The organism is Nitritalea halalkaliphila LW7 (genome assembly GCF_000265075.1).
Lineage (GTDB): Bacteria > Bacteroidota > Bacteroidia > Cytophagales > Cyclobacteriaceae > Nitritalea > Nitritalea halalkaliphila.
Genome location: NZ_AJYA01000016.1, coordinates 53,861 through 77,258, shown reverse-complemented (window position 1 = coordinate 77,258; position 23,398 = coordinate 53,861). Strand labels below are relative to the sequence as shown.

General features: G+C 48.7%; 20 protein-coding genes and 4 pseudogenes. 10 read left to right on the top strand and 14 right to left on the bottom strand.

The features are described from left to right. Positions 1 to 19 precede the first annotated feature (19 nt). From A3SI_RS05920 to A3SI_RS19500, 11 genes and pseudogenes are all read right to left on the bottom strand, one after another. The gene (locus A3SI_RS05920; protein WP_009054333.1) at positions 20 to 784 is read right to left on the bottom strand and encodes a CBS domain-containing protein; all 765 of its coding nucleotides are present in this window, start codon (positions 782 to 784) and stop codon (positions 20 to 22) included. Further along, a pseudogene (crtD, locus tag A3SI_RS05915) lies at positions 777 to 2,262 on the bottom strand (1-hydroxycarotenoid 3,4-desaturase CrtD). Before crtD ends, A3SI_RS05920 begins: the two are co-directional and overlap by 8 nt. Positions 2,263 to 2,373: 111 nt before the next feature. After that, positions 2,374 to 3,054: a hypothetical protein gene (locus A3SI_RS05910; protein WP_009054331.1), complete on the bottom strand. Its 681-nt coding sequence runs from the start codon at positions 3,052 to 3,054 to the stop codon at positions 2,374 to 2,376. Positions 3,055 to 3,737: 683 nt separating this feature from the next. Continuing rightward, positions 3,738 to 5,203, bottom strand: a pseudogene (locus A3SI_RS05905) (glycine--tRNA ligase). Positions 5,204 to 5,393: 190 nt separating this feature from the next. Next, positions 5,394 to 5,603 (bottom strand): hypothetical protein, encoded by a 210-nt coding sequence (locus A3SI_RS20305; protein ID WP_238531621.1) that lies wholly within the window; start codon positions 5,601 to 5,603, stop codon positions 5,394 to 5,396. Between the two features lie 406 nt (positions 5,604 to 6,009). Then, positions 6,010 to 7,437, bottom strand: coding sequence for a hypothetical protein (locus A3SI_RS05895; RefSeq protein WP_009054326.1), 1,428 nt, complete (start codon positions 7,435 to 7,437; stop codon positions 6,010 to 6,012). A gap of 26 nt (positions 7,438 to 7,463) precedes the next feature. Continuing rightward, positions 7,464 to 9,185 carry a TonB-dependent receptor domain-containing protein gene (locus A3SI_RS20300; RefSeq protein ID WP_238531620.1) on the bottom strand — a complete coding sequence of 574 codons (1,722 nt, stop codon included), beginning with the start codon at positions 9,183 to 9,185 and terminating at the stop codon, positions 7,464 to 7,466. A gap of 65 nt (positions 9,186 to 9,250) precedes the next feature. Then, positions 9,251 to 10,285: a TonB-dependent receptor gene (locus tag A3SI_RS20295; protein WP_238531619.1), complete on the bottom strand. Its 1,035-nt coding sequence runs from the start codon at positions 10,283 to 10,285 to the stop codon at positions 9,251 to 9,253. Between the two features lie 307 nt (positions 10,286 to 10,592). Continuing rightward, positions 10,593 to 11,564 carry an AAA family ATPase gene (locus A3SI_RS05885; protein WP_009054323.1) on the bottom strand — a complete coding sequence of 324 codons (972 nt, stop codon included), beginning with the start codon at positions 11,562 to 11,564 and terminating at the stop codon, positions 10,593 to 10,595. A gap of 133 nt (positions 11,565 to 11,697) precedes the next feature. Continuing rightward, the gene (locus tag A3SI_RS05880; RefSeq protein WP_009054321.1) at positions 11,698 to 12,375 is read right to left on the bottom strand and encodes a pseudouridine synthase; all 678 of its coding nucleotides are present in this window, start codon (positions 12,373 to 12,375) and stop codon (positions 11,698 to 11,700) included. A gap of 4 nt (positions 12,376 to 12,379) precedes the next feature. Beyond that, a complete protein-coding gene (locus tag A3SI_RS19500; RefSeq protein WP_009054319.1) occupies positions 12,380 to 12,556 on the bottom strand; it encodes a hypothetical protein in 177 nt (58 codons plus the stop codon). A 350-nt stretch (positions 12,557 to 12,906) separates the two neighbouring features. Here A3SI_RS19500 and A3SI_RS20290 point away from each other — a divergent pair, with 350 nt between their 5' ends. The 3 genes and pseudogenes from A3SI_RS20290 to radA all read left to right on the top strand — a co-directional run bounded on the left by A3SI_RS20290 (position 12,907) and on the right by radA (position 15,369). Next, on the top strand, positions 12,907 to 13,509 hold the full coding sequence (locus tag A3SI_RS20290; protein ID WP_238531618.1) for a M20/M25/M40 family metallo-hydrolase: 603 nt from the start codon (positions 12,907 to 12,909) through the stop codon (positions 13,507 to 13,509). Positions 13,510 to 13,646: 137 nt separating this feature from the next. Beyond that, a pseudogene (locus A3SI_RS20285) lies at positions 13,647 to 13,874 on the top strand (amidohydrolase); the annotation flags it as partial. A 99-nt stretch (positions 13,875 to 13,973) separates the two neighbouring features. Further along, positions 13,974 to 15,369, top strand: a pseudogene (radA, locus tag A3SI_RS05870) (DNA repair protein RadA). Positions 15,370 to 15,411: 42 nt separating this feature from the next. Here the strand turns inward: radA and A3SI_RS05865 are convergent. Beyond that, positions 15,412 to 16,695 carry a BamA/TamA family outer membrane protein gene (locus A3SI_RS05865; RefSeq protein WP_009054315.1) on the bottom strand — a complete coding sequence of 428 codons (1,284 nt, stop codon included), beginning with the start codon at positions 16,693 to 16,695 and terminating at the stop codon, positions 15,412 to 15,414. Further along, on the bottom strand, positions 16,692 to 17,627 hold the full coding sequence (locus A3SI_RS05860) for a hydrogen peroxide-inducible genes activator (RefSeq protein WP_009054314.1): 936 nt from the start codon (positions 17,625 to 17,627) through the stop codon (positions 16,692 to 16,694). The genes A3SI_RS05865 and A3SI_RS05860 overlap by 4 nt, the downstream gene beginning before the upstream one ends. 132 nt (positions 17,628 to 17,759) lie before the next feature. On the opposite strand from A3SI_RS05860, the gene A3SI_RS05855 reads away from it, so the two are divergent. The 7 genes from A3SI_RS05855 to A3SI_RS05840 all read left to right on the top strand — a co-directional run bounded on the left by A3SI_RS05855 (position 17,760) and on the right by A3SI_RS05840 (position 22,462). Further along, entirely contained in the window at positions 17,760 to 18,809 is a 1,050-nt protein-coding gene (locus A3SI_RS05855) for a Fe(3+) ABC transporter substrate-binding protein (protein WP_009054313.1), read from the top strand. Between the two features lie 58 nt (positions 18,810 to 18,867). Further along, positions 18,868 to 19,137, top strand: coding sequence for a binding-protein-dependent transporter inner membrane component (locus A3SI_RS20280; protein WP_009054311.1), 270 nt, complete (start codon positions 18,868 to 18,870; stop codon positions 19,135 to 19,137). Continuing rightward, entirely contained in the window at positions 19,116 to 20,471 is a 1,356-nt protein-coding gene (locus A3SI_RS05850; protein WP_009054310.1) for an ABC transporter permease, read from the top strand. The genes A3SI_RS20280 and A3SI_RS05850 overlap by 22 nt, the downstream gene beginning before the upstream one ends. Positions 20,472 to 20,629: 158 nt before the next feature. Next, positions 20,630 to 20,812, top strand: a complete 183-nt coding sequence (locus A3SI_RS23170; RefSeq protein WP_394330352.1) for a hypothetical protein — start codon at positions 20,630 to 20,632, stop codon at positions 20,810 to 20,812. Next, complete coding sequence (locus tag A3SI_RS05845) at positions 20,746 to 21,552, top strand: ABC transporter ATP-binding protein (protein WP_394330351.1); 807 nt, start codon at positions 20,746 to 20,748, stop codon at positions 21,550 to 21,552. The genes A3SI_RS23170 and A3SI_RS05845 overlap by 67 nt, the downstream gene beginning before the upstream one ends. Positions 21,553 to 21,594: 42 nt before the next feature. Continuing rightward, entirely contained in the window at positions 21,595 to 21,765 is a 171-nt protein-coding gene (locus A3SI_RS20275; RefSeq protein ID WP_238531617.1) for a hypothetical protein, read from the top strand. 67 nt (positions 21,766 to 21,832) lie between these two features. After that, on the top strand, positions 21,833 to 22,462 hold the full coding sequence (locus A3SI_RS05840; protein ID WP_009054307.1) for a sugar phosphate isomerase/epimerase family protein: 630 nt from the start codon (positions 21,833 to 21,835) through the stop codon (positions 22,460 to 22,462). 119 nt (positions 22,463 to 22,581) lie between these two features. Here A3SI_RS05840 and A3SI_RS05835 read toward each other — a convergent pair whose 3' ends face one another. Then, positions 22,582 to 23,160 carry a hypothetical protein gene (locus A3SI_RS05835; protein ID WP_009054302.1) on the bottom strand — a complete coding sequence of 193 codons (579 nt, stop codon included), beginning with the start codon at positions 23,158 to 23,160 and terminating at the stop codon, positions 22,582 to 22,584. Positions 23,161 to 23,398: the final 238 nt, after the last annotated feature.

Genomic DNA, 23,398 nt, shown 5'->3' with positions numbered 1-23,398 from the left:
TTAGTGCTTCTGAACGCCTTCATTCGTCTACTACCGAGCGAATGAAGGCGATCAAAGTGCCTATTTCCGGCCAAGATAGGCCGAGGTGTGCCTGAGAATGGGCCAGTGCGTCCCGCAGCTTTCCGATGGCATTCATCTGCTGCACCCAGCGGTCGCGGCTCAGGTTCTGATCGAAGGCACGGAAGCGCTGCTGTTTCGAGTAGATACTTCCGATGTCTCCGAACTGCAAGCACTGTACAAGGTCGATTTCTTCTTCCCGGGCCCGCTTGATGGCGTAAAGCTGCTGGGCCGCCGCTAAGCGCTCGGCAGAAATGGAGCCTTGCCAGTCGGCGATTTCTTGGCGGATTTTTTCTTTTAAATAGGTCTCGAATATGCTGATCATACCGAAAATCCCAAGACGCATGGGCATTTTATCCAAGTCGGTTCGGGTGACGATATACGCGGGGAGGCCTTCTTCATCACGAATAAAGTAGCGCCTTTTTTCCTGCAGCAGCCGAAAAACACTTAGCAGAGGGGTTTCTGGTGCCAGCCAGTCGGTCGACTCCACTAGGCGCGGTGCCGTGTCGCCGGCTTCGAAACACCAGAATATGCCCGCTTCATCTTGCATGAAGGCACTATGGAAGCCCTGCTGCGCCATTTTCTCTTTATAATCCGCTAAAGAAAAAATGAGGAGCGGTTCGGCTAAGGTTAGGACGCTGAGCTGTTCTTCGAAAATCAAGCGTAGACGGTCGAAGGGTCTCAGTCTTTTCGGTCGCTGCCCTGAAGTCGCTGGCGCTTTATCCATGAGGCTGTTTTTTTTCGATCATTTCAGAAACGATTCTTGCGGAAAGCAGGGCCAGCGGAATGCCGCCACCCGGATGCACAGAGCCTCCACAGAAGTACAGGTTCTTTATAGATGGGCTGTAGTTAGCATGCCGCAAGAACGCCGCGTAACGGTTATTCGAGCTATTTCCGTATAGGGCTCCCTGAGCGCTACTGGTTTTGCTTTCGATGGTTCTTGGGTCTAGAATTTCTTCCACCTCGATCAGCGGGCTGATAGCTGTTCCGAGGACGCGCTCCACTTTATCGAGAATATAGCGTCTCGCCTTTTGGATGTACACATCCCAATTTTGCCCCTGGTTATTCGGGACATTGATCATGGTAAACCAGTTCATCCCTCCCTCAGGCGCATCGTCCGGCTTATGGACAGAGGTAATATTAATGTAAACCGTAGGGTCCTTATAGATTTCTTTACGGTTAAAAATATAGTCGAATTCTTTCTGATAATCCTCAGAGAAGAGGATGTTATGGCAGTCTCCAGTTCAGGAAAATGCTTCCGGATGCCCCAGTAAAAATGAGTGCTGAGCTGGATTTCGGTTGGTTTAGCAGGCGTTTGGGTTGTTTTTGCTTGCGCAAAAGGGTTTTATAGGCATTGACCATGTCCATATTGTTCACCACGAGGTCGGCGAAGATCCTTTGGTCGGAGACCACCACACCGAGGGCCTTTCCCTTCTCCACGATGATTTCCTCCACCGGGCTATTCAGGTGAAACTGAACGCCGATGGCCTTCGCCAGCTTGTAAAGGGACTGGGTGATGTCATGCATGCCTTTTTTCGGGAAGAAGGCCCCCTTATTAAATTCCAGGTGGGGAATAATATTCAGGGTAGCTGGCGTTTCGTAGGGATTCGAGCCGTTATAGGTGGCGTAGCGGTTAAAGAGCTGCACCAGTTTCGGGTGCGTGAGGGCGCTGGCATTTGCCTCGTGCATGGTCGAAAAGAGTCCCAGTTTATGCAGCTGTCCATAGGCCTTTAGCGCGGCGCTATTCGTCCATGTTTTCAGGCTATGGAGGGAGCGGTACATGAATAGGGGCGCCAGGCGCTGGTACATAAAGGCGCTTTGGTTCAGGTGGGCGAGGATATTTTCGGTAGGCTCACCGAATTTATGGCCTGCTTCTGTGGCGAATAGATGCGGGTCGGCATAGGCCTTCAGGGTCTTGCCCCCTTCCCAAAAATAGTGGCAGGTGATGTCGAGTTTTTCGTAGGTAAAGAAGTCTTCGGGATTTCTTCCTGTGATGCGAAAGAGGTCTTCTACCTCCTCGGGCAGGGTAAAGAGGGAGGGGCCAGCATCGAAGCGATAGCCGCCGAGACGAATTTCAGATAGTTTACCACCGGGATAAGGATTGGCCTCGAAAACGTCCACTGCGTAACCCTGCTGACGCAGTCGAATGGAAGCTGCTAGGCCTGCTACTCCTGAGCCGATGACGAGCGCTCTTTTTTCTTTCATACCCCTAATTAACACATTTTTTTTGGGCCTGTTTTCGATCTAGCTCGGAATTCTTACGAACCTTTACGGTGGAAAGTACTGTCGGCGTCTAAGCGGCGGCATGCGCTCGAATTACTCGGAATACGAACGCCGCACTTCTTGTTTTGCCGGCTGCGGCTTTCTGAGCATACGGAAGGAGAGGAAGCCAGTAGCAGCCAGTAGCAGCGAAAGCTTGACATACCAGAGGGAGGTGTCCATAAAATTAATGGAATAGGCCCAGCCGGTAAAAGGGTTTAAAAGAAGATAAATAGTTGCACCCATAGCATTCGCTGAAATATTCAAGGTGGAAACGAGAAGCAGTGTCATTAAAAATAAGTTGGGAACATCCTTTCGGCCATGGGTCGCGATAAGGGCAAGAATAGCTAAAAAGCTGAGGTATTGGATGAAAATAGTTCCTGCGTCGAAGGCAAGGTATACGATGTCGAGTGAGGCTTCAGAGAGTGAAAAAATATGGATCAAGACATAAACGAGAAGGAATAAGGCAGGCATCGCTTGGTTAGAAAGCCGCTTGAAGTGATAGCGGAAGCCCTTCGACTGGGTGCCTGCATCGACTGCTTCTAATTCGGGTAAACGTTTTTGTTCTCGCTTATATAAACCGTAGAAATATAAACCTACGATGCAGAAGAAATAATTTCGGAAATACAGGATATCGTAATGATTAAAGGAGAAGGATGTCAGCAGGAAGAGCTTCACATAATACAGACAAACGATGGTGAAGAAGATGGCCCACGATAATTGGAAATGGCTTTTCATAAGGGTACTTGTTAATTGGTAAGATAATTCCGATAGGTCTTCGGAGGTGCTAGTAAATGGCAGGGCTGTGTGAGAAATTTAACTGCCTGTGGGCGGGAAAATCGATCGAGACAACCAATTAGTCTGTGGGTAAAGAAATGGGATAGCACCAATTAATACTTAAACGTGACTATAGGCACAAAAGGATACAACTTAAACTTCTTTAGATGCCAGCTATACAGCTGCTTTTGGGCTGTCTGTCCATGCCACATTTCGCCTGAAAACCACATAATATATGCTATAATGCTAAAAAACCTTATTAAAATCGGAAATGAGAAATTCTTCAAGCTGTAAACCAAAGACGCAAAAAGTCAGCTAAACGTATTTTTCTGACGTGTTCTCTTATTTCATTGATTAAAATTGTAAATCAAAAGCCTAAAAAAGTAAATATATTTTCTATTCAAACTATTAAAATAAGTAAAATATATTTTCCTATATAAAATTGTATTATGGGTTTCTATATATGCCTTATAGGGATATAATTTCCTGGGGGTTTTAGGGTAATACTTGGAAATGGTAGCCTTCTATGCCCTTACACTATTTCAGAATCTAAGCTGTAAAAAGCAAAAAAAGATCCCCGAAGGGATCTCTTATTTTTTAATCCAAAGCTAGCTAGAGCTGCTTGCATATCCGATTAAAGCGGATTAACACAGCTCGAAAATTCTGCGGAAACTGCAGGCGTTACTTAAACGCTCATGTAGAGAGGCGATCGGCACACGCTCCTGCTCGGTCGTGTCTCGGTGACGAATGGTCACCGTATCATCTTCTAAGGTCTGATGGTCCACGGCGATGCAGAATGGCGTTCCGATCAAGTCCTGACGCGTGTATCGCTTGCCGATGGAAGCCGCTTCTTCGTAAATGATATTAAAATCATATTTCAACGCTTGCACGATTTCATTTGCCTTCTCTGGAAGTCCATCTTTTTTTGTCAGCGGAAGAATCGCCGCTTTCACCGGAGCGATAGCTGGATGAAACTTCAGGTAGGTTCTGCTTTTCCCTTCTACTTCTTCCTGCACATACGCATTACATAGCGTCATCAAAAACAGACGATCTGCTCCGATAGAGGTCTCGATCACATACGGAATGTAGTTTTGATTGATTTCCGGGTCGAAGTACTGCTGCTTCTTTTTCGAAAAGGTCTGGTGACTCTTCAAGTCAAAATCTGTTCTCGAGTGGATACCCTCCACCTCTTTAAAGCCAAATGGAAACTTGTATTCGATATCCAATGCAGCATTCGCATAATGAGCCAGTTTCTCATGATCATGACGGCGCAGTTTTTCCTCTGGAATACCTAATGCGAGGTGCCATTTCATCCGCGTGCTGGCCCACTGCTGGTACCAATCTAATTCTGAACCGGGACGTACGAAAAACTGCATTTCCATCTGCTCAAACTCCCGCATACGGAAAATAAACTGTCGGGCTACGATCTCATTACGGAACGCCTTCCCTATCTGCGCGATACCGAATGGTACCTTCATACGCGCGGTTTTTTGCACATTTAAAAAATTGACGAAAATGCCTTGCGCTGTTTCCGGACGCAGGTAAATCGTGGAGGCATCTTCCGCCACCGAACCCACTTGAGTAGAAAACATCAGGTTGAACTGCCGCACTTCTGTCCAGTTCGTCGTTCCGCTCAGCGGGCAGGAAATCCCCTCACGGATAATAAGGTCACGCACTCCCGCCAGATCTTCCGCCTCTAGTAGGCGGCCCATCTCTGCCACCAGCGCCTGCGCCCGCGCCACCTCTCCTGCTTCCTCGAAACGGGCGGCATGCTCCTCGATCAAAACATCCGCGCGGTAACGCTTTTTAGAGTCCTTATTATCGATCATGGGATCGTTAAAGCTATCCACGTGCCTGAAGCCTTCCAGGTGGTCGGATGCATAAAAATGGCAGCATCGATGCCCACGATGTTTTCGTTCAGGCGCGTCATGGTTTCCCACCAGAGACGCTTTAAATTGTTTTTAAGCTCGACACCATAAGCGCCATAATCGTAAACAGCCTGTAAGCCATCGTAAATTTCTGAAGACGGGTAAACGAATCCATACTCCTTCGCGTGAGCGATTATATCTTTTAACTGTGCGTTTTCCGCTGTTTGTTCTTGTTTTGCCATAGCTGCAAAATTAAATAAAATGGTCGGATTGGTGGGCGACTGAGGATAAAGTTTTGCGCCGGGGCGCAAAAAAGCTTCGCTGCAGCGCACAGCAAAGGCTCAAGTTCGGTTTTCGGACTCCTCGGTACCCCTTACAAGAGGCCAAGGCTATCTTCCTGCACAGCAGAGCGCACCAGCCATCTACGGGCTTCTACATCGAAATACACCCGCTGATCGGGAAACTCGATGTACTCTTCATCACCGGAATACTGCGGCAGATAAGGGTCAAATCTTCACCACGAACCATTCGGTCGAAGAGAAAGAGACCTTTTTCGAGGAGCTCCTCTTCTTCAAACTTCCAAGTACGGAATACTTCCTCGTAGTGGAGAAGCTGGCCATCTGCATTTCGCTGAATTTTCACTCCTGTGGCGACTTTTTTTTACTTTTAGAGAGGGAGCAATGCGGCTGGCCAAGAAATACTCATAAGTATCGTCCTGAAAATAGGCTTCCACTGTGTAATCCAGTGCCAACTGGCTATAATAGGTGTCGTAAACAGGTTGAAATTTGGTGTCATGGTTGGCTTTTTTAGGCAAATGGCCCAAATAGCGGATGCTACTCAGCAGTAGGCTATGCTGCTCACGGGAACTAAGCTGCTCCGGGCTGTAGGGGCTGGATGGCTTACACTGGCTGAAAAGGCCTACAAGGCTTAAAAAAAGAACTAAGGTACGTACGTTCAACATATACAGCGGGGATATTAAAGGAAGGAAGGGGCTGCTGCCTACGCGCGCAGCCCTGATGATTAAAGCGTGTTCGGGGTTGAGAACAACTTACATCTTAGTGTAATCGATCTCAAGTGGGCTGAATTCTGCCCAGCCATCCGTCCAGTCTGTGCTACCGAAAGCACCGATGAATGGCACGTTTTTATCGAAGAAGTTGGTTCTTCCCGGCTCGTTAAACTTGGCGTTATCGAAAGATGCACCAGTAGCAAGGGTTCCGTTAGGAAGTAATGCGAAGTTTGGATTTGAAGGATAGGTACTTACGGTATAGCGCGCGAAGAAGTTTTCCGGTCGTAGACCTAATTCACGATAGAAATCTTCCCAAGGCCCATCGGCTGCAGGTAAAGAGAAGGTCTCATTCGAAGCGGTCCAGATTTCTTCTACGTCTTTCACATCAGCACCACCACCGGCAGCAAAGTGTGCATTTGGATTTACAATGATGTTATTGGCTAGAACTCCGGTGCCTGCGCGGTATTGTGTAGTTACGGAAGCTGTGTTAAAACGAACACCTGTAGGGAAACCTGTTAAGACGGTGTTGAAGATAGAAACTGCTGTTCTTCTTCTTAAATCGATCGCGTGGAAGTTATTTCCGGAGATAGAGCGACCTACGCGGTCACGTGGTCCGTACACGGTAACGTTAGAGAATGTACCTGTAGTGTAAGGCTGCACATCGTTATCGTTAGGTCCGTTATCACACTCGAAAGCATTTGACTGCGACTGATCGGCATAGAAAGGGTTTCTTACTACTAGTGCAAACTGTACGTTTCCGCTGTAACCGAAATCTACGTCTAAATCATCATCCCAGGTAGAATGTGAAATGAAGTAACGACCGTCCACGTTTCCGCCGAACCACTCGAAACCGTCATCACCACCGAAAGAAACCATCAGGTGCTCCATAAAGGTAGCTTTGCCCACACCAGCCATGGTGATGGAGTTGGTTTCGTTATTTGGTGTCAGCTCGATACCTGCATATTCCACGCGGATGTACTCGTATTCACCTGAGTTATCGTTATCGTTTTCTCCACCGAAGATCAAAATCGGGTCGATACCTTCCACGGCAGGGTCGATCTGGTTCGTTTTCGCACGACCGGCGATCACCAAACCACCCCAGTCGGAACGGTCACGCTCACCTGGACGCTGAGCGGAAGTCATGATAATCGGCTTCTCTTTAGTACCTCTCGCGATTAACTTACCCCCTCTGTCAACGATAAGTGTTCCTTTAGAGCGTTTTTCGCCGTAGATAACCGTTCCTGGCTCGATCGTTACCGTCTGCCCATCGCGAACGAATACTTGGCCTTTTAATAGGTACTGCTTGTCAGCAGTCAATGTCTGGGTAGCTAAATTGCCCTCTAGATCTACTAGTAGCTCCTGATCCGGCTCTCCCGGTTCATCTACGATCGGCGCTGGAGCATCATCGCTACACGCTGCTGTCACCGCGGTAAAGGCCGCTAATGCAAGGATTTTGAATAGATTTTTCATGGTACTAATCAATTGGTAGTAAAAATTTATTTGATTCTATAAGTAAGTGATGCGGAATACAGGGTTCCTCTTCTCCAGAGATACATCGGGTCGTCGATAGCCGTGTCGATGCGTCGATCGAAGTTAGAATCTTGGAAAAAGCGGTACTGGTAGTTGAGCAGGTCTTGGATACCTACCTTTAGCGTGGTGCGGTCGCGGAAAACCTTGCTTACTGTAAGGTCTACCTGATGACGGGGAAGCTCATAAATTTCAGGATTATTTGCATTTCCTGCCACGAAAATACGTGGGCCTGTTACGTTATAGGCTACACCTACATTCAGGTCACTAGCCAGGTTATTATAAAATAGGCCTGCGTTTAAGACATAAGGAGACTGACCTTGAAGGGCACGTCGCGCATCTTGGAAGCGGACATCATCGCCCAAGAAAACTTCTGACCAGATCAAGCTGGCATTCACATTAAAGGAGAGGTCCTTAATCACGGGTATGTCCGTGAGCGTGGAAAGGGCTTTTCTTCCCTCAAACTCGATTCCGTACACCGTGGCATCTACTGCATTCGCATAGGTGAACTGCAGCTGCTCCGTTACATTCTGCTGAACAGTTTCGATGGGGTTCTGGAAAAACTTATAGAAAGCGCCGATGCTGAACATCTCCCCTTCATTCGGATAAAATTCATAGCGCAGGTCGAAATTATCGATGGTCGCGATCTCTAAATCAGGATTCCCGAAGAAACCGGCTAAGAATTCAAAGCTGTAATAGAGGAAAGGTGCGAACTCACGAAACTCAGGACGGTTTAAGGTACGGCCGTATCCTGCGCGAATAAGCGATTTCTGAGTAAAGTTGTAATCCACGTTAAGGGAAGGAAGCGCAGCGAGTTTTCGGGTATCCACACGTACCGGGCCTAACTGATTTCGGCTATCTAACTGCTGCACACTGTATTCTGTACGTAAACCTCCACTTAAGTTAAACGCCCCGATAGGATATACCCCACCTACATAGCCAGCACCGATAAATGTCTGCGCCTCGTAGGCATCCGTAGCTCGAGTACCTTCTAATATGCTCCAGCCATCACCTGCACGGAAATTTTCTGGTGCGAAAATCTCTTCTAAAGGCAAACGAATCAGGCGCTCCCGGTTAGCGAAATCGTGTGTCCCCGGAAATACCGTACTGATGTAGCGGGCGTTAAAATCTCGTGCCTTATAGTCCGCTAAGTAGCCCGCACGGAAGATACGTGGCCGGTCTTTTTCTACGCCAGCGAATTTCTTTTCGAAATTAAGCCCCTGGCTTAAACCCCAGTCACTTAAATATCCAAAGTAACGGCCCATATCCTGGGGACTAGAAGCAGGCGGGTCAATGAATACAAACTGTCCCTCTGTACCTTCTGCATTAAACGTAGAGCGAAGTCTTCGGAAATCAGGCTCTTGATGCTGCACCCAGTTGCCTCCTAACACCCAGTTGACTTTCGTCATCTCATCGCGAGAAAGGTGGATTCCTTCGAGCTGCCCCGCATAAAGTGCACGGCTTTCATAGCGAAAAGCATAATCGCGCGCACCTTCTGTCCGCTGCACGAAATCGAATCCATTACGAATAATCGTCTCGTTCGTGCCCGTTACATTCAGCATGTTGCGGAAAGAGAACTTCGTGTAAGGACTCAGTCGAAGTTGCCAGTTGGAGAGCAGGGAGACCTCATGGCTTTTCGCATGATAGTCGTCGAGGTAGCTGTCCCGCTTTTCGGTAATTTCTCCAGGCACTGGAAAAAAGTATCGGTTACGTTCGGCTTGGAAAAACTGATAGTCTTGCGCCCAGCCAAGGCTATTTACTGTGGAAAGGGTGGCATTTCCACTGCGTAGGCGCCAGGTTTTTCCGTAGCCCAGTCCGAAGCTGGCATTTGGGGTGGCTGTTCTTTCTTGAATGGTATAATTATTATCCAGTAGGCGAGCCGCTTCGAATCGAGCTGGGCTCGTAGTAGAAGTACTGGTAAGCGTTTCTGTAGTCGGAAAGCCTGCTGGAAGCCTCGGGAACTATCAAAACCTAAAAAATCTGTTGGCGATGTCTCTGTGGTCTTATGTGTATTTAAGGTGGTTCCAGCACGATAGCCGAAGCCCATGCCGAAAGTTAAAAAATCCTCGTCAACCGTATTTTTGGTAAAAACTTTTACCATGCCTCCGGCAAAATCGCCCGGAACCTCTGGAGAGGGAGACTTGTAGATCATCATCCGATCGAGATAATCACTTGGAATCAGATCGAAAGAAAAAGTGCGCTTATCTACCTGTGTGCTCGGTGCCAGGGCATTGTTAATCATCACAACGTTATAGCGGTCATCCACACCGCGAACGCGCACAAATTTATTATCGACGATACTCACACCTGAAACACGCTTCATCACCTGCGCCGCATTACCGTCCTGGGACAGCTTAATCTGGTCAGAAGAGATGCCACTCACAACCTGGAGAGAATTTCGAATCTCCGAAACCACCGCGATGGCGGACCCTGTTTCTCTACTGGCCATCACCAGCACCTCGCCCAGGTCGCCTAAGTCTTCTTGCAGCTCTACCTGTACGGTCGTGGCTTTTTCTGAAAATACTTCGATGTTTTCGAAGCGCATCGTCTTATAGGAAATAAAAGATACGACCAGATTATAGCGACCGGGCTCGATTTTAGCCAACTCAAAATCACCGTCTAAGCCAGTAGCCACACCGATACCCGTGCCCTCGAGGAAGACATTCGCACCGATAATCGTTTCGCCAGTAGCAAAGTCCTTAACGACTCCACGTACACTGCCCGACTGCGCATAGAGCCAGCCGAGGCTTAAGAAATAAAAGGATAAAACTAGGGGTATAATTCGTACCATCGCACAGCATGTTAGATCGATGCAAAGGTGCGGAGGATTTCAACTGAAAGATGAAAAAGGGTTTTACGGATTCGTTACATTTTATCGTTCAAATAACCGAATAAAAGCAAAAAAATTAACATGAAACCGAAGATTATTAGGATTACTGCTAAATCCTAGCGAAAATACAGGTTTCTGTGTGAACAAAAAGTTACCAAATGAAAAAAAGGACTTAAAACCAAAGGCGTCTTAAGTCCTTTCAGCTAAGGGTACCAACAACAGATACCCCGGAAAGCGTACATTTTTAGTTCGCAAGCCGAAATAGGCATTAGTTATACGCCACGGATTTATTGATTGGAATTTTATCTAAAAGTGTTTTCACCAGATCACGACTATTAACATGATCTGCTTCCGCCTCATAATTCAAGATGATCCGATGGTTTAAGACATCTTCTGCGATTTCCTTAATGTCCTCCGGAAGCACATAATCCCTGCCGTCTAGAAGGGCCACTGCACGAGCGGCTAGATTTAAGTTGATACTAGCACGCGGAGAAACCCCAAACTGTATGTATTTCGCTTCTTCTTTTAAGCCGTACTGGCTCGGATAACGCGTAGCAAAAACCAGCTCGATTATGTATTTCTCTAAGGGCTCTGCTACCTTCACTTGGTTAATTTTATCCCGAATAGCGAAAATTTCTTCCTTGCCTAAGATCGGATTTATCTGTGCCGAAAACTGTAAGTTCGCCATACGACGCATCACTTCAAGTTCATCTTCTTTCGTCGGGTAGTCGATATGCACTTTCATCATAAAACGATCGACCTGTGCCTCTGGCAGTGGGTAAGTACCTTCCTGATCCACTGGGTTTTGGGTAGCTAAAACTAGGAAGGGTCTGTCTAAAAGAAACGTGGTCTCCCCTATCGTGACCTGCTTTTCCTGCATGGCTTCTAACAGCGCCGACTGCACCTTAGCGGGAGAACGGTTCACCTCATCGGCTAATATGATATTAGCGAAAATAGGTCCCTTTTTTACCTCAAAGTTGGACTCCTGCTGATTATAAATCATCGTTCCGATTAAGTCGGAAGGAAGAAGATCCGGGGTAAACTGTATCCGTTGGAAATCCAGCTTCAGCACTTTTGCCAGCGTATTTACCGTCAGGGTTTTCGCTAGACCCGGCACCCCTTCTAATAAAATATGTCCGTTCGTGAAGAGGCCGATTAACAGACGGTTTACCATTCTGTCTTGACCGACTACGACTTTTTTAACCTCCTGTAATACCTCTTGGATTTGCTCCTGATGCATGTTTAAGCGAATTATGAAATGCGATAGACTTCGGTCCGAAAGCCCATTAGACTCCGAAACGTAAGAAACGTCTAAAATTAGTATAAATTATGCCTTACGGCAAAAATCCGCCGACGATTTGTGATAAAAGGCTTTATCTCCCTCCTTTTCGCGGCTTTGTTCGGGTGAAATTACGAACTCCTCCTAACTTCTCGGAGCGCTTGGCCGCATACAAGCGCTTTTTATCAATTTTTAACAGTTGAAAAAGCGTTTCCTGCTCGAATTCGCGCACCTCTCCCACCTGATAACCCGCGATATCAAGCTCCTCCATACTCCAGCGCACCAGCCGGAGCGTAGGTAATCCGACTGCTGCTGTCATACGGCGTACCTGCCTGTTTTTCCCTTCCACCAGACGAAGCGAAAGCCAACTATCTGGCACAGATTTGCGAAAGCGAATAGGCGGATGGCGTTCTGGCAGCTCGGGTAGAGACGGGAGCAAGGCCGCTTCTGCGGGCAGTGTGAGGTGCTCTCTACCGTCCACACGAATAGTCACCCCATCTGCAAGGGCCTGCAGGGCCTCCTGCGAAGGAATACCCTCCACCTGCACATAATAAGTCCTGCTGTGCCCATGACTAGGGTGTAGGAGATATTCGTTCAGAGCCTTATCGTCTGTGAGGAGTAGCAAGCCTTCGCTGTCTTTATCCAGGCGTCCCACCGGATACACCTCTTTCGGAAAAGGAAAAAGCCACCCTAAGGTAGTCTCGGGCTCACCCGAAAACTGACTGAGGATGCCAAAAGGCTTGTACAAAACAAAATATCTGTAGGGAACCATGGATTTAGCTTCCACAACCGATACAGTCGATCGCGCTGTCCATCGGCTTCACTCCTTTTAACTGCATGTCGATGTTATGGATAGCATCTTTAGTATCCATATCCTGAAACATATCTCCTGTGAGGGTAGCCTCTAAACGGGCTTTTTCTGCCTCGAGGGCTTTGCGCTGCGCTTCGTTCATATTTCTTTTCTTTACCCTAAGGTAGCAAAATTCCAGCTAAAAAAATTCCAGCTACCTGCATTTTCGCCCTCCACCCTGGACTAAAGACCTGAAAAAACTGGAATTAGGTAAAAAAAATTAGGATATTGTAGTTTCGGCGTTTTTTTTGCGCCCAGCAAAACAGGATCCTAAACCTATAACAACCATGCATAAAGAGCAATTTAATCGCTTACGTTCCTTACGTCGCGCCCTCCATCAGCAGCCGGAAATAGCGGGGGAAGAGTCCCAAACCGCCGAACATATTCTTTCTTTTTCGAAAATTAGAGGCAGACCACACCGAAAAAGCGCTGGGTGGAAATGGCCTCGCCTTCGTGTTTAAAGGAGATGCTCCTGGCCCCAGAAGCCTGTTTCGTGCAGAGCTGGATGGTCTTCCGATCCAAGAAACCAATTCCTTCGCCCACGCCAGCAAAGACCCAAAAAAAGGCCACCTCTGCGGCCACGATGGCCACATGGCGATCTTATGTGGACTCGGTGAAGCGCTAGCAGCCCGGCGCCCGGATAAGGGTGAAGTGGTGCTCCTCTTCCAGCCTGCCGAAGAGACTGGAGAAGGCGCCCAAGCCATCCTGGCAGATAAAAAATTTGAGGCGCTTGGTGCCATAGACGCGGCATTTGCGCTACACAACTTACCTGGCTATCCTCTTCACGAAGTGGTGCTAAAAAAAAACAGTTTTGCGGCAGTCTCAGTAGGCATGATCATCGAATTATCTGGCAAAACCGCCCATGCCGCTCACCCCGAAGACGGCCTAAGTCCAGCGGAAGCCATGAGCAAAACCATCGTGGCACTCCAGTACTTGCCGGATGCCATGAAGAAATTTAGCCTCGTGACCGTGGTGCATGCACAGCTCGGCAGCAGGCTTTTGGCACTACTCCAGGGCTGCGACCATCATGCTCACCCTGCGTGCCTACGAAGATGAGACCCTGGAACAGCTCCGCGGCTACAGCGAGAAGTTGGCCCGCTCCATCGCAGAGAGCTATGGACTAGGATGTCAGGTGGACTGGTAGAGCATTTTGCGGCCACGCAAACCACCCCAAAGCCTGGGAACAGGTAAACGAGACGGCGAAGGCCCTCGAGCTGCAGACCAAACATATTCGGATTCCCTTTCGCTGGTCGGAGGATTTCGGCGTTTTTTCTGCAGAAATGCCCACGGTGCTCTTCGGCCTCGGTGCGGGGGAAAAACTGCCTCAACTGCATGCGCCTACCTACGATTTTCCGGATGCGCTAATCCCGACTGGGGTGGCACTTTTCGAGGGAATCGTACGCCGCATGCATGGAAATTGACCGAAGGCCTGCCGGCCAAAAGGCTAGCAGCGGTTTTTCCGCTTACCGGTTAGCAGATGCGCGCTGAATTCTATAGTTTTACAGCCGAAAACAGCGGGTATGGCGAAGGTAAAAACAACATTTTTCTGTCAGGAATGTGGGGCTCAGAGCCAAAATGGGTGGGTAAATGCCCTGCATGTGGGTCTTGGAACACTTATGTGGAAGAAATCGTCCAGAAAGATAGTCCAGGTAAAAGTGAGTGGCGGGACATTTCCTCAGGTGGCCTGAAGGCCAAAAAATCTGCCCCCATCCGTCTCCTCGATGTAGAAGAAAGACATGAAAGCCGCCTCCACACGGCTGATGAAGAGTTAAATCGTGTTCTGGGCGGGGGTATCGTACCGGGTGCACTGGTGCTCATCGGGGGAGAACCAGGCATCGGAAAATCTACTTTGATGCTACAAATCGCGCTCACACTTCGCCAAAAAGTACTCTATGTATCCGGAGAGGAAAGTGAGCAGCAGATCAAGATGCGCGCGCTGCGCATGCCGTTTCGGTCGGACCAGCTTTTTCTGCTGGCTGAGACGAATACGCAAGCCATTTTTCAGGCTGTGAAGCAGTTAGAGCCGGAGGTGCTGATCATCGATTCTATTCAGACCTTGGCCAGCCCGCAGGTGGAGTCGGCCGCAGGTTCTGTGAGCCAAGTGCGGGAATGTACCGCGCAGCTGATGAAGTTCGCGAAAGAAAGCCATACGCCCGTTTTTTTAATAGGTCACATCACGAAGGATGGTGCCATCGCTGGCCCGAAAGTGCTGGAGCACATGGTGGACACTGTGCTGCAGTTCGAAGGGGACCGCCACCTCTCCTACCGCATCCTGCGCACCAGCAAAAACCGTTTTGGTAGCACCCAAGAGTTAGGCATTTACGAAATGCGTGCCGAAGGGCTACGCCAAGTGCCCAACCCCTCCGAAATTCTGCTGACGCAGCGTGAGGAGCTTGCCCATGGTGTGGCGATCGGCGCATGATGGAAGGCAATCGCCCCTTGTTGATTGAAATTCAATCTTTAGTAAGCACGGCCACCTATGGAACTCCCCAGCGGAGTAGTACTGGGCATGATGCGAAGCGGCTCAACATGCTCTTAGCGGTCCTAGAAAAACGTGGTGGCATGCGCCTAGGAACCCAAGATGTCTTTTTAAATGTGGCTGGAGGCCTACGGGTGGACGATCCGGCACTCGATCTGGCCGTCTGCGCATCGCTGATTTCCTCCTATGATGACGTGCATGTACCGGAGACGCTTTGTTTCGCAGGAGAAGTGGGTCTAGGGGGCGAAATCCGAGCCGTGAACCGTATCGAAAGCCGCATTTCCGAGGCAGAAAAACTCGGTTTTAAGCAGATTATGCTGTCTAAATATGCAATTAAGGGCTTGGACTTAGGTAAATACCACCAGATCGAAGTACTTCCGATTACGAAATTGGCAGCACTCTATGAGTATCTGAAAACGGGAGCTTTGGCCGGTTAGGCCGTACGAAAAAACACGGAATACCTCAGCAGAAAGAAGACATTAAAAGGCTTCTCCAATGAAAAAATAGACGCCGCTGCCTTCTGGGGTGCGTGCATAATCTAGGCGGGTGTAAATGTCCTTTTTCGGAAACAAGAGAAAGCGCAGGCCAGCCCCTCCCGAGTAGGCCAGCTTCGTAAAAGCTTCTGGCCGCAGTCGGGGTGCCACGCTGCCCGCACCCGCGAAAACAGCTGCTCCGAGACGCTTCGTAAAGCCCAGTGGTAGGGGTAAAAAGCGGTATTCTACTTGTCCCGCTAAGTAATGCTTGTCCCGAAAGCGTCCCAAATAATAGCCGCGCATCAGGCTTTCTCCGCCGAGTAGCCCCAGCTGGTTAAAGGGCACTTCTCCTGCGTTAAAGACGCCAAGTGCCTGAATCGCCAGCACCTGATTCGGCCGAAGGGTTCTAAATATGCGGTTATCGCTGATCACCGTATGAAAGTCAAATGTGCTTAACGCCGGGTGATAGCGCAAGTAGGCGAGCTCATGGAAATTACCATGACGGACATTTAGCACATTATGCCGCTCATCCCAGACCAGTCCCCAGCCGATTCCAAAGTTCGTGCTTCCGGCATCCCCTTGTGGGCGTTCAAAGGCAGGAGCTTCTGGGCGATCTAAAAAGCGTACAGAAGAAAAGCGCTGAAAATCAAACTCAGGGCCGACAAAAAAATTCTCTGAAACTTTACGTAGAACACGCTCTTTAAACTGGATTTGATTCGCATCTACGATGGCTAAATGTTTATTTTCCGGGCCTAGCGGTACGTCCATTCCGATTCCAAAATACTTCAGCGGAAAGGTTTGTACGCGTAGACTGCCGAGGAAAAACCACTTGTTCTCGTGGGTGTAGTTCGCATGATCCAGCCACAGCCCGTACTGATTTTCGAGTGTCACGAAAGCGAAGCCGTTAATTTCAGATAGCCGGTTCGAAGTATCCCTGCGCGCATAGTAAACATAGAGCGGCGATACGCCGATTTCCCAAGAGGTTTCTGGGGCGAAGGCTAAGGTGGGATAAATGATAAACTGAGGCTGACGGATGTCGGTGGTATCATTAAAAATCCCATTCAGGTAACGCTTAGCAAAATTCGGCCGGCTGTCCTGCGCCTGAAGAGGGTTAGAAAAGGCCAGAAAAAGGGCTGTTTGTAACAGGAAAACCCCATAAAAAGATCGTTCTCCCTTCCCTGCAGGCGAAAAAGAGAGAAAATGAGGGTACGTCGAGTGTGGTGCGTGTGAAACCAGCCTTTCATGCCCGAATATACGTGGAAAAACCTTGCACCACGGCGTAAGGCTCAATATTTAAATTTCACCACCACGCCATGTGCCTTCGAGGTCATGGCTTGCGGCACGGAAGCCACGATTTCTTCATAAAGGAGCTCGACGAGTTTACGCTTTAAAAAGCTACGCGTGAGTACCATACTCACCTCCCGAATCGGCGGCGTGTCGGAAAACCCGCGTAGGCGCTGCTGCTCTTCCGCTTCCAGCTCCAACGTGGCCAGCTCAGGGAGCAGGGTGAGTCCCTGGTACTTGTTCACCATATTTTTCAAACCTTCCAGCGAGCCACTTTCGTAGTGAAAGTTCATGTGCTGAAACTTGGTCCTGTTACAGTAATTCAGCACCTGGTCGCGGAAACAGTGCCCCTGCTGTAGGATCCACATATCGTCTACTTCTAAATCTGCCGCTGTAAGGGACTCTTTTTTCAGGAGCGAATGGTCAGGCGAGAGGTAGGCATAGAATTTTTCGTAAAAAAGTGGCTTTTCCAGAATGCCCTGTTCCTCTAGTGGGGTGACCACGATGCCGATATCGAGGTCATCATTTCGCAGCTTACGCACGACCTCCTCCGTAATCAGCTCCTCCACCTGCAGCTGCACCTTCGGGTACTTAGAAAGAAAATTTTTCACAAAACGGTGCAACAGATAAGGTGCCAGCGTGGGGATGATGCCCAGCTTGACGACACCGCTGATGTCCCCCTTCATTTGGTTGACGATTTCGTAGATTCCTTTACTTTCTGCCACCACCTTTTTCGCCTGCTCGATCAGCTGGGAGCCGATTTCGGTGGGGATAACGGGCATTTTCGAGCGATCAAAAATGGTCACTTCCAGCTCTTTTTCGAGCTTGTGAATCTGAGCACTTAGGGTCGGCTGGGTGACAAAGCAGGATTCCGCGGCATGGCCGAAGTGGCGGTATTTGTCCACGGCTAAAATGTACTCTAACTGTTGGATCGTCATCGTTTAAGGTCTTGCTAAAAGGTTTTTGCGAACTGACGAAGCACGCTTTCTGCCTACAAAGATAAAATCTTTTTTTGTTTTATTTAGATTTGATTTAAATAGTGATTATTTTTGCCCTCAAATAAACGTAAGATGATGAAGAAATCCCTACTTCGCCTTTTCGGCATCGGCTTTATCGCCGGCAGTTTCTTTGCATGTAGCGGTGGTTCTAGCTCTGAAGAGGAGTCGGCCGGCGTCGTTAATGTGTACACCCATCGCCATTACGAGGCAGATCAGCAGTTGTTTGATCGCTTTACAGAGGAGACTGGCATTCGTGTGAATGTGGTCAGTGCCTCTGCAGATGAGCTTATCCAAAAACTCGAAATAGAAGGTGCCAGTTCCCCGGCTGATGTGCTCATTACAGTGGATGCAGGTCGTCTATACCGTGCTCAGGAGAAAGATCTCCTTCAACCTGTGAGCTCCAGCACCCTAGAGGCCGCCATCCCGGCGAAATTCCGTGAGCCAGCAGGTTACTGGTTTGGTCTTACTTACCGTGCCCGCATCTTAGCCTACCATAAGGAGCGCGTTTCTCCGGAGGAGCTCAGCAGCTACGAAGCCCTCGCCGATCCACAGTGGAAGGGCCGGATCCTAACCCGCTCTTCTGAAAATATCTACAACCAGTCCCTGATGGCCTCCATCATCGAGCATAACGGCGAGGAAGCAGCCTCAGCTTGGGCTTCTGCCGTTCTGGATAATTTGGCGCGCGCGCCAAAGGGTGGTGACCGTGACCAAGTAAAAGCGATCGCTTCTGGAGAGGGCGATGTGGCCATCGTAAATACGTACTACATCGGGCTGATGCTAAACGATGATAATGCGGAGGAGCGCAAGGCAGCCGAACAGATCGAAGTGTTCTTCCCGAACCAAGACGATCGTGGCACGCATGTGAACATCTCCGGTGCGGGTGTGACCAAATATGCGCCAAATAAGGAAAATGCGATTAAGTTCATCGAGTTTCTAGCCAATAAGGAGTCTCAGCAGTTTTTAGCGAATATCAACTATGAGTACCCTGTTCGTGAGGATGTAGCTTTCTCGGAGCAGTTAAAAAAGTGGGGTGCTTTCAAGTCTGACGATTTAAATCTTTCCATTTTAGGAGAAAATAACCAGCGCGCCGTCGTGATCTTCGATCAGGTAGGCTGGAAGTAAAAACAAGTAAAATGCGTACAGAAGTAGCAGAGCGTAGCAGCGGGAAAAAGCTGTATTGGTGGAACAAATGGACAGCTTATGCGCTGGCTATTTTGGCCTGGTGGCCACGCCTTTGCTGACGATTTTCGTCAAGCTTTTCGAGCGTCCGGGGGAAACGTGGACGCACATGGCTGAAAACCTACTTCCGCATTATTTTCAAAACACGCTACTCCTCTTAGTGGGGGTGGCGTGTTTTACCTTTTTACTGGGTGTAAGCAGCGCTTGGTTCGTCTCAACGTACGATTTTCCAGGGCGCAAGTGGTTCGAATGGCTACTGATTTTGCCTTAGCTTTTCCGGGCTATATCATGGCCTACACCTATGTGGGCCTATTAGATTATGCGGGGCCGATCCAAAGTTTCCTACGTAATAGCCTGGACATTCAGGTGAAGGGGAGCTTAGTTGACCTGATGAACCTGCCTGGCGCCATTTTTATTCTTTCCATCACCCTATTTCCTTACGTGTACCTAATCAGCAGGAGTTCCTTCATTCAGCAGTCCAAGACCCTGCAGGAGGCTTCCTATCTGCTGGGGATGAGCCGTACCAAAACCTTTTTCAAGGTAGCTTTGCCTATGGCGCGACCTGCTATCGTGGCGGGGATCGCACTGGCGGCCATGGAGGTACTGAATGATTATGGTACGGTAAAGTACTTTGGCGTCAGCACCTTCACGACCGGAATTTTTCGTAGCTGGTTTTCGATGGGCGATGCGAACACAGCCATTTATTTGGCGGCCTTGCTCATGGTTTTTGTCTTCAGTATTCTTTTTATCGAGTCGAAGCAGCGCGGACAGCGCCGTTACAGTAATGTTAATGGTCTGAACAAGCCGCTCGTCCGTCTGAAGTTAAGTCCAGCTCGTCAGGGACTGCTCACCTTACTCTGCGGCCTACTTTTCGCGGTTAGCTTTTTTATTCCCTTTTTACAGCTGCTGTACTGGGCGAAGCTCACCTATGCGAAAGTCATCGATGCGGCATTTTTTACGCTTATTTACAGAAGTTTTACCCTCGCTGCCACGACGGGGGCGCTGGTCGTTTTTTTAAGTGTGGTCTTACTGTACGCACTGCGGCTCTCTCCTTTTCGGGAGATGAAAGCGCTGGTAAAAGTGGCCACTTTAGGCTATGCCATCCCGGGAGCCGTGATCGCCGTGGGCGTCCTGATACCCGCTTTAGCCTTAGACAAGTGGCTTTATGCGACCTTCGTGTCGAAGGAAACGCTGGGGCTCGTTCTTTCGGGCACGCTCTTCGTGCTGGTCTTCGCCTATATCGTACGTTTTATGGCGGTAGGCTATAACCCCGTAGAAGCCGGTTTCGAAAAGGTGGGCATGCATGTGCATGAGGCCAGCCGACTGTTAGGAAGTAGAAGCACGCGTACCTTACGAAAAATCGAACTGCCATTAGTAAAAACAAGCTTGATTTCGGGCATTCTGCTCGTCTTTGTGGATGTTTTAAAGGAATTACCCTTAACTTTGATCCTTAGGCCCTTCAACTATCATACCCTAGCCACGAAGGCATTCGATATGGCTACGAATGAGATGATAGCAGAATCGGCCAGCGCTTCCTTAGTCATTATTCTAACAGGAATTATTCCCATTATCGTTTTAAATAAACTGATTAAGAGGCGCGCTTAATTTATTCACCTAAGCTTAAGCATGACCTTATTAAAACTTAAGGGAATATCGAAGCGCTACAGCAGTTCGAAATCTTATGCTGTACGCGACCTGGATTTGGACGTAGAAGAGGGAGAGATCGTGGCCTGATCGGGGAAAGTGGCTCTGGAAAGACGACTTTGCTTCGCTTAATCGCGGGTTTAGAGCATCCGAATTCGGGTAATATCCGCCTTCTAAATAAAGAAAGTCAGTCTCAGGTAGTTTTACGGTGCCGGCGCATGAGCGCCAAATCGGCATGGTCTTCCAGGATTATGCGCTTTTTCCTCACCTCACCCTCTTGGAAAATGTATGCTACGGATTAAAAGGCAGTAGAAAGGATCAAGAAACCGTGGCCATGAACACGCTCCGCCTGGTCGGACTACAGGAAAGTGTAAAAAAATACCCACATCAGCTCTCTGGCGGGCAGCAGCAGCGTGTGGCACTGGCACGGGCGATCGCACCCAATCCTAAAATTCTGCTGATGGACGAACCTTTCTCGAATCTGGATGCTGTCTTAAAAGATCAGGTTCGAGAAGAAATCCGCCTTATCATTAAAAAAACGGGGATTACGGCCATCTTTGTGACCCATGACACACGAGATGCGCTATCGACCGCGGATCGAATCGCCATTTTACATGAAGGCAGACTGCAGCAGGTAGATGTGCCTCGCACGCTTTATGAACAACCCGCGAATGCGTATGTGGCTAACTTTTTTGGCAAGCAAAATGCCATTTTGGCCAGTGCTACTACGGAAGGCTTTTATACCGATTTCGGTTACATTCCCGATCCACGAGCGGGGGAGTATAGAACGAAGGTACAGATCCTTTTTCGCCCTGAGCATGCGCAGCTTTTGCCGGAGGCAAAAAAGACAGATGACCCTAGCCACCCCCTTCTTTTCGGCCGTTTATATAAGGTAAACTACTATGGCGACCATCAAATCGTTAAATTGAGCGATGAATTCGGAAAGAGAATCAGCATTCGGGTAGCGGCAGACATGGTTTTACCCGAATCTGGGCTGCTGGCCTTCCGACTGCTTCAGTATGCGACGGCAGAGGCGGTATAAGCTCCGAGCATTATTTTAAACCTATATAAACCAAGTTAACCCATGAAAAAGAACCCTTATGACCGGCGAACATTTCTCGCACTAAGCGGAACGGTGCTGGCGGGAACGCTACTCAGTCCAGGAATCGGCTGGGCGAAAAGACACGAAAAAACCATCGGCCTTCAGTTATACTCCATCCGCGATAATATGCAGGCACACGCAAGGCGCAGCTAGAACGGGTGGCGGAGATCGGCTATAAAGAGCTGGAGACGGCCAGTTATGCCGATGAAAAATTTATACGATGCGCCCGACAGAGTTTAAGGGTTTTATAGACGGCTTAGGTTTACAGGTGCGTTCGGCCCATGTGATGGGACCGGAATTTGATCCAGCAGGAACACAGTATGCCACAGATTTTTGGAAAAAAGCTGCTGATGATCATGCCGTTTTAGGGGCGACTTATTTGGTAAAGCCTGCGATGCCGGTGCCTGAGACCAAGGCTGCTTTAGCGGCATGGGTGAAGTATTACGATACTATTGGGGCTATTTGCGCGGAGCGCGGACTGAAATTCGGCTTCCATAACCATGACTGGGAATTCCGACAGGTGGGTGATGTACGCATGCTCGACTTTTTAATCGAGGAAACCAATCCTGAGCTGGTGACATTTGAGCTGGACGTGTACTGGTGCCAAAAGGCCGGGGTATCGCCGGTGGAATTTATGGAAAAACACCCTGGGCGCTTTGAACTTCTCCATATAAAAGACGAAAAGGAAATCGGCGAGAGTGGGGAAATGGATTTTGCATCTATTTTTCATACTGCGCGTAAGGCGGGGGGCATGCGCCACTATTTCGTAGAGGTAGAGCGCTATAATTATGAGCCGATGGAATCTATCGAGCGCAGCTTTAACTATCTGGCTAAAGCGGACTACGTCTAACCGGAAGGCCTGAGTGCCCCAAGTATGTAGGCTAAAATGAAAGCCCTTCTCCTCCCTTTCAGGTATGGAGAAGGGCTTTCGTATGTGCGGGCCAGCCCCTTTCTGGCTTTGCTTCGTGCTTAAAAAGAATAGCCAAAGCTCACCCCGAACCAGAAAGGCCAAAAGCCATTTTGATTAAATATAGGCGTCATCTGCGCACGAAACAGGAAGCCACTTTTCTCTGGAACTAAGCGATATCCCAGGGTAAAGGTACCCATTAAGGAGGGGGTTTCCCCCAGGTCGAGGATAAAGTCGTAATCGTTACGGCGAACAGGTCGCTGGGTATTCCAGTCGGTAAAGGTATCTTGGAAGTAAACGAAGCTAGCCCCTCCACCTACTTCGAAGAAATGCTTGCCATTCCCATACAGCCTATTAATCTGTACGGGGACTACGAGCATGCCTTCCGAGGAATCCCATCGTGGCTCTCGGCGGTAGAATCCTCCCAGACCTGCGCGCATTCCCCAGCCGTCACGCTGGCTGCGATCAAAGCGGAAGTCATAGTTAAAGGAATAAATCAAGGAAGGGCCACCAAGTTCAATAAAAAAGTTATTCGACCCTGGTGCTTTTCCGGGGTTCACCTCTTGAGCGTAGCCACTTAATGGTCCGAGCAGGCACAGGAATAAAAATGCGCCGGCTAGCGGTTTCAAAATAGTTTTCATAGTTGCTGCATCTTGAATTTAAGGGAAAGCTACGCTAAATTTTGTCTTATTCAAAGGATCCCTTATTAAATATTCTTAGCTAGCTATACCCGATAGCTTCTTAGGCTGAATATAAACAGTAAAAAAAACTAAAAACTTGGTAGGTTAAAACCCTATTTCCCGCTTTTAAATTGGTAAAAATGTGTGTAATTTCACTGATAAGCCCAAACTACAAGTACCTTGAATCGCCCTGTTCTAT

Bases quoted from the DNA above. Each gene is read 5' to 3' on its own strand.
- A3SI_RS05920 (WP_009054333.1), bottom strand. From the start codon at position 784: ATGGATAAAGCGCCAGCGACTTCAGGGCAGCGACCGAAAAGACTGAGA.
- A3SI_RS05910 (WP_009054331.1), bottom strand. From the start codon at position 3,054: ATGAAAAGCCATTTCCAATTATCGTGGGCCATCTTCTTCACCATCGTT.
- A3SI_RS05895 (WP_009054326.1), bottom strand. From the start codon at position 7,437: ATGAAAAATCTATTCAAAATCCTTGCATTAGCGGCCTTTACCGCGGTG.
- A3SI_RS20295 (WP_238531619.1), bottom strand. From the start codon at position 10,285: ATGGTACGAATTATACCCCTAGTTTTATCCTTTTATTTCTTAAGCCTC.
- A3SI_RS05885 (WP_009054323.1), bottom strand. From the start codon at position 11,564: ATGCATCAGGAGCAAATCCAAGAGGTATTACAGGAGGTTAAAAAAGTC.
- A3SI_RS05880 (WP_009054321.1), bottom strand. From the start codon at position 12,375: ATGGTTCCCTACAGATATTTTGTTTTGTACAAGCCTTTTGGCATCCTC.
- A3SI_RS19500 (WP_009054319.1), bottom strand. From the start codon at position 12,556: ATGAACGAAGCGCAGCGCAAAGCCCTCGAGGCAGAAAAAGCCCGTTTA.
- A3SI_RS05860 (WP_009054314.1), bottom strand. From the start codon at position 17,627: ATGACGATCCAACAGTTAGAGTACATTTTAGCCGTGGACAAATACCGC.
- A3SI_RS05855 (WP_009054313.1), top strand. From the start codon at position 17,760: ATGATGAAGAAATCCCTACTTCGCCTTTTCGGCATCGGCTTTATCGCC.
- A3SI_RS05850 (WP_009054310.1), top strand. From the start codon at position 19,116: ATGGCTACTGATTTTGCCTTAGCTTTTCCGGGCTATATCATGGCCTAC.
- A3SI_RS05845 (WP_394330351.1), top strand. From the start codon at position 20,746: ATGGTCTTCCAGGATTATGCGCTTTTTCCTCACCTCACCCTCTTGGAA.
- A3SI_RS20275 (WP_238531617.1), top strand. From the start codon at position 21,595: ATGAAAAAGAACCCTTATGACCGGCGAACATTTCTCGCACTAAGCGGA.
- A3SI_RS05840 (WP_009054307.1), top strand. From the start codon at position 21,833: ATGCGCCCGACAGAGTTTAAGGGTTTTATAGACGGCTTAGGTTTACAG.
- A3SI_RS05835 (WP_009054302.1), bottom strand. From the start codon at position 23,160: ATGAAAACTATTTTGAAACCGCTAGCCGGCGCATTTTTATTCCTGTGC.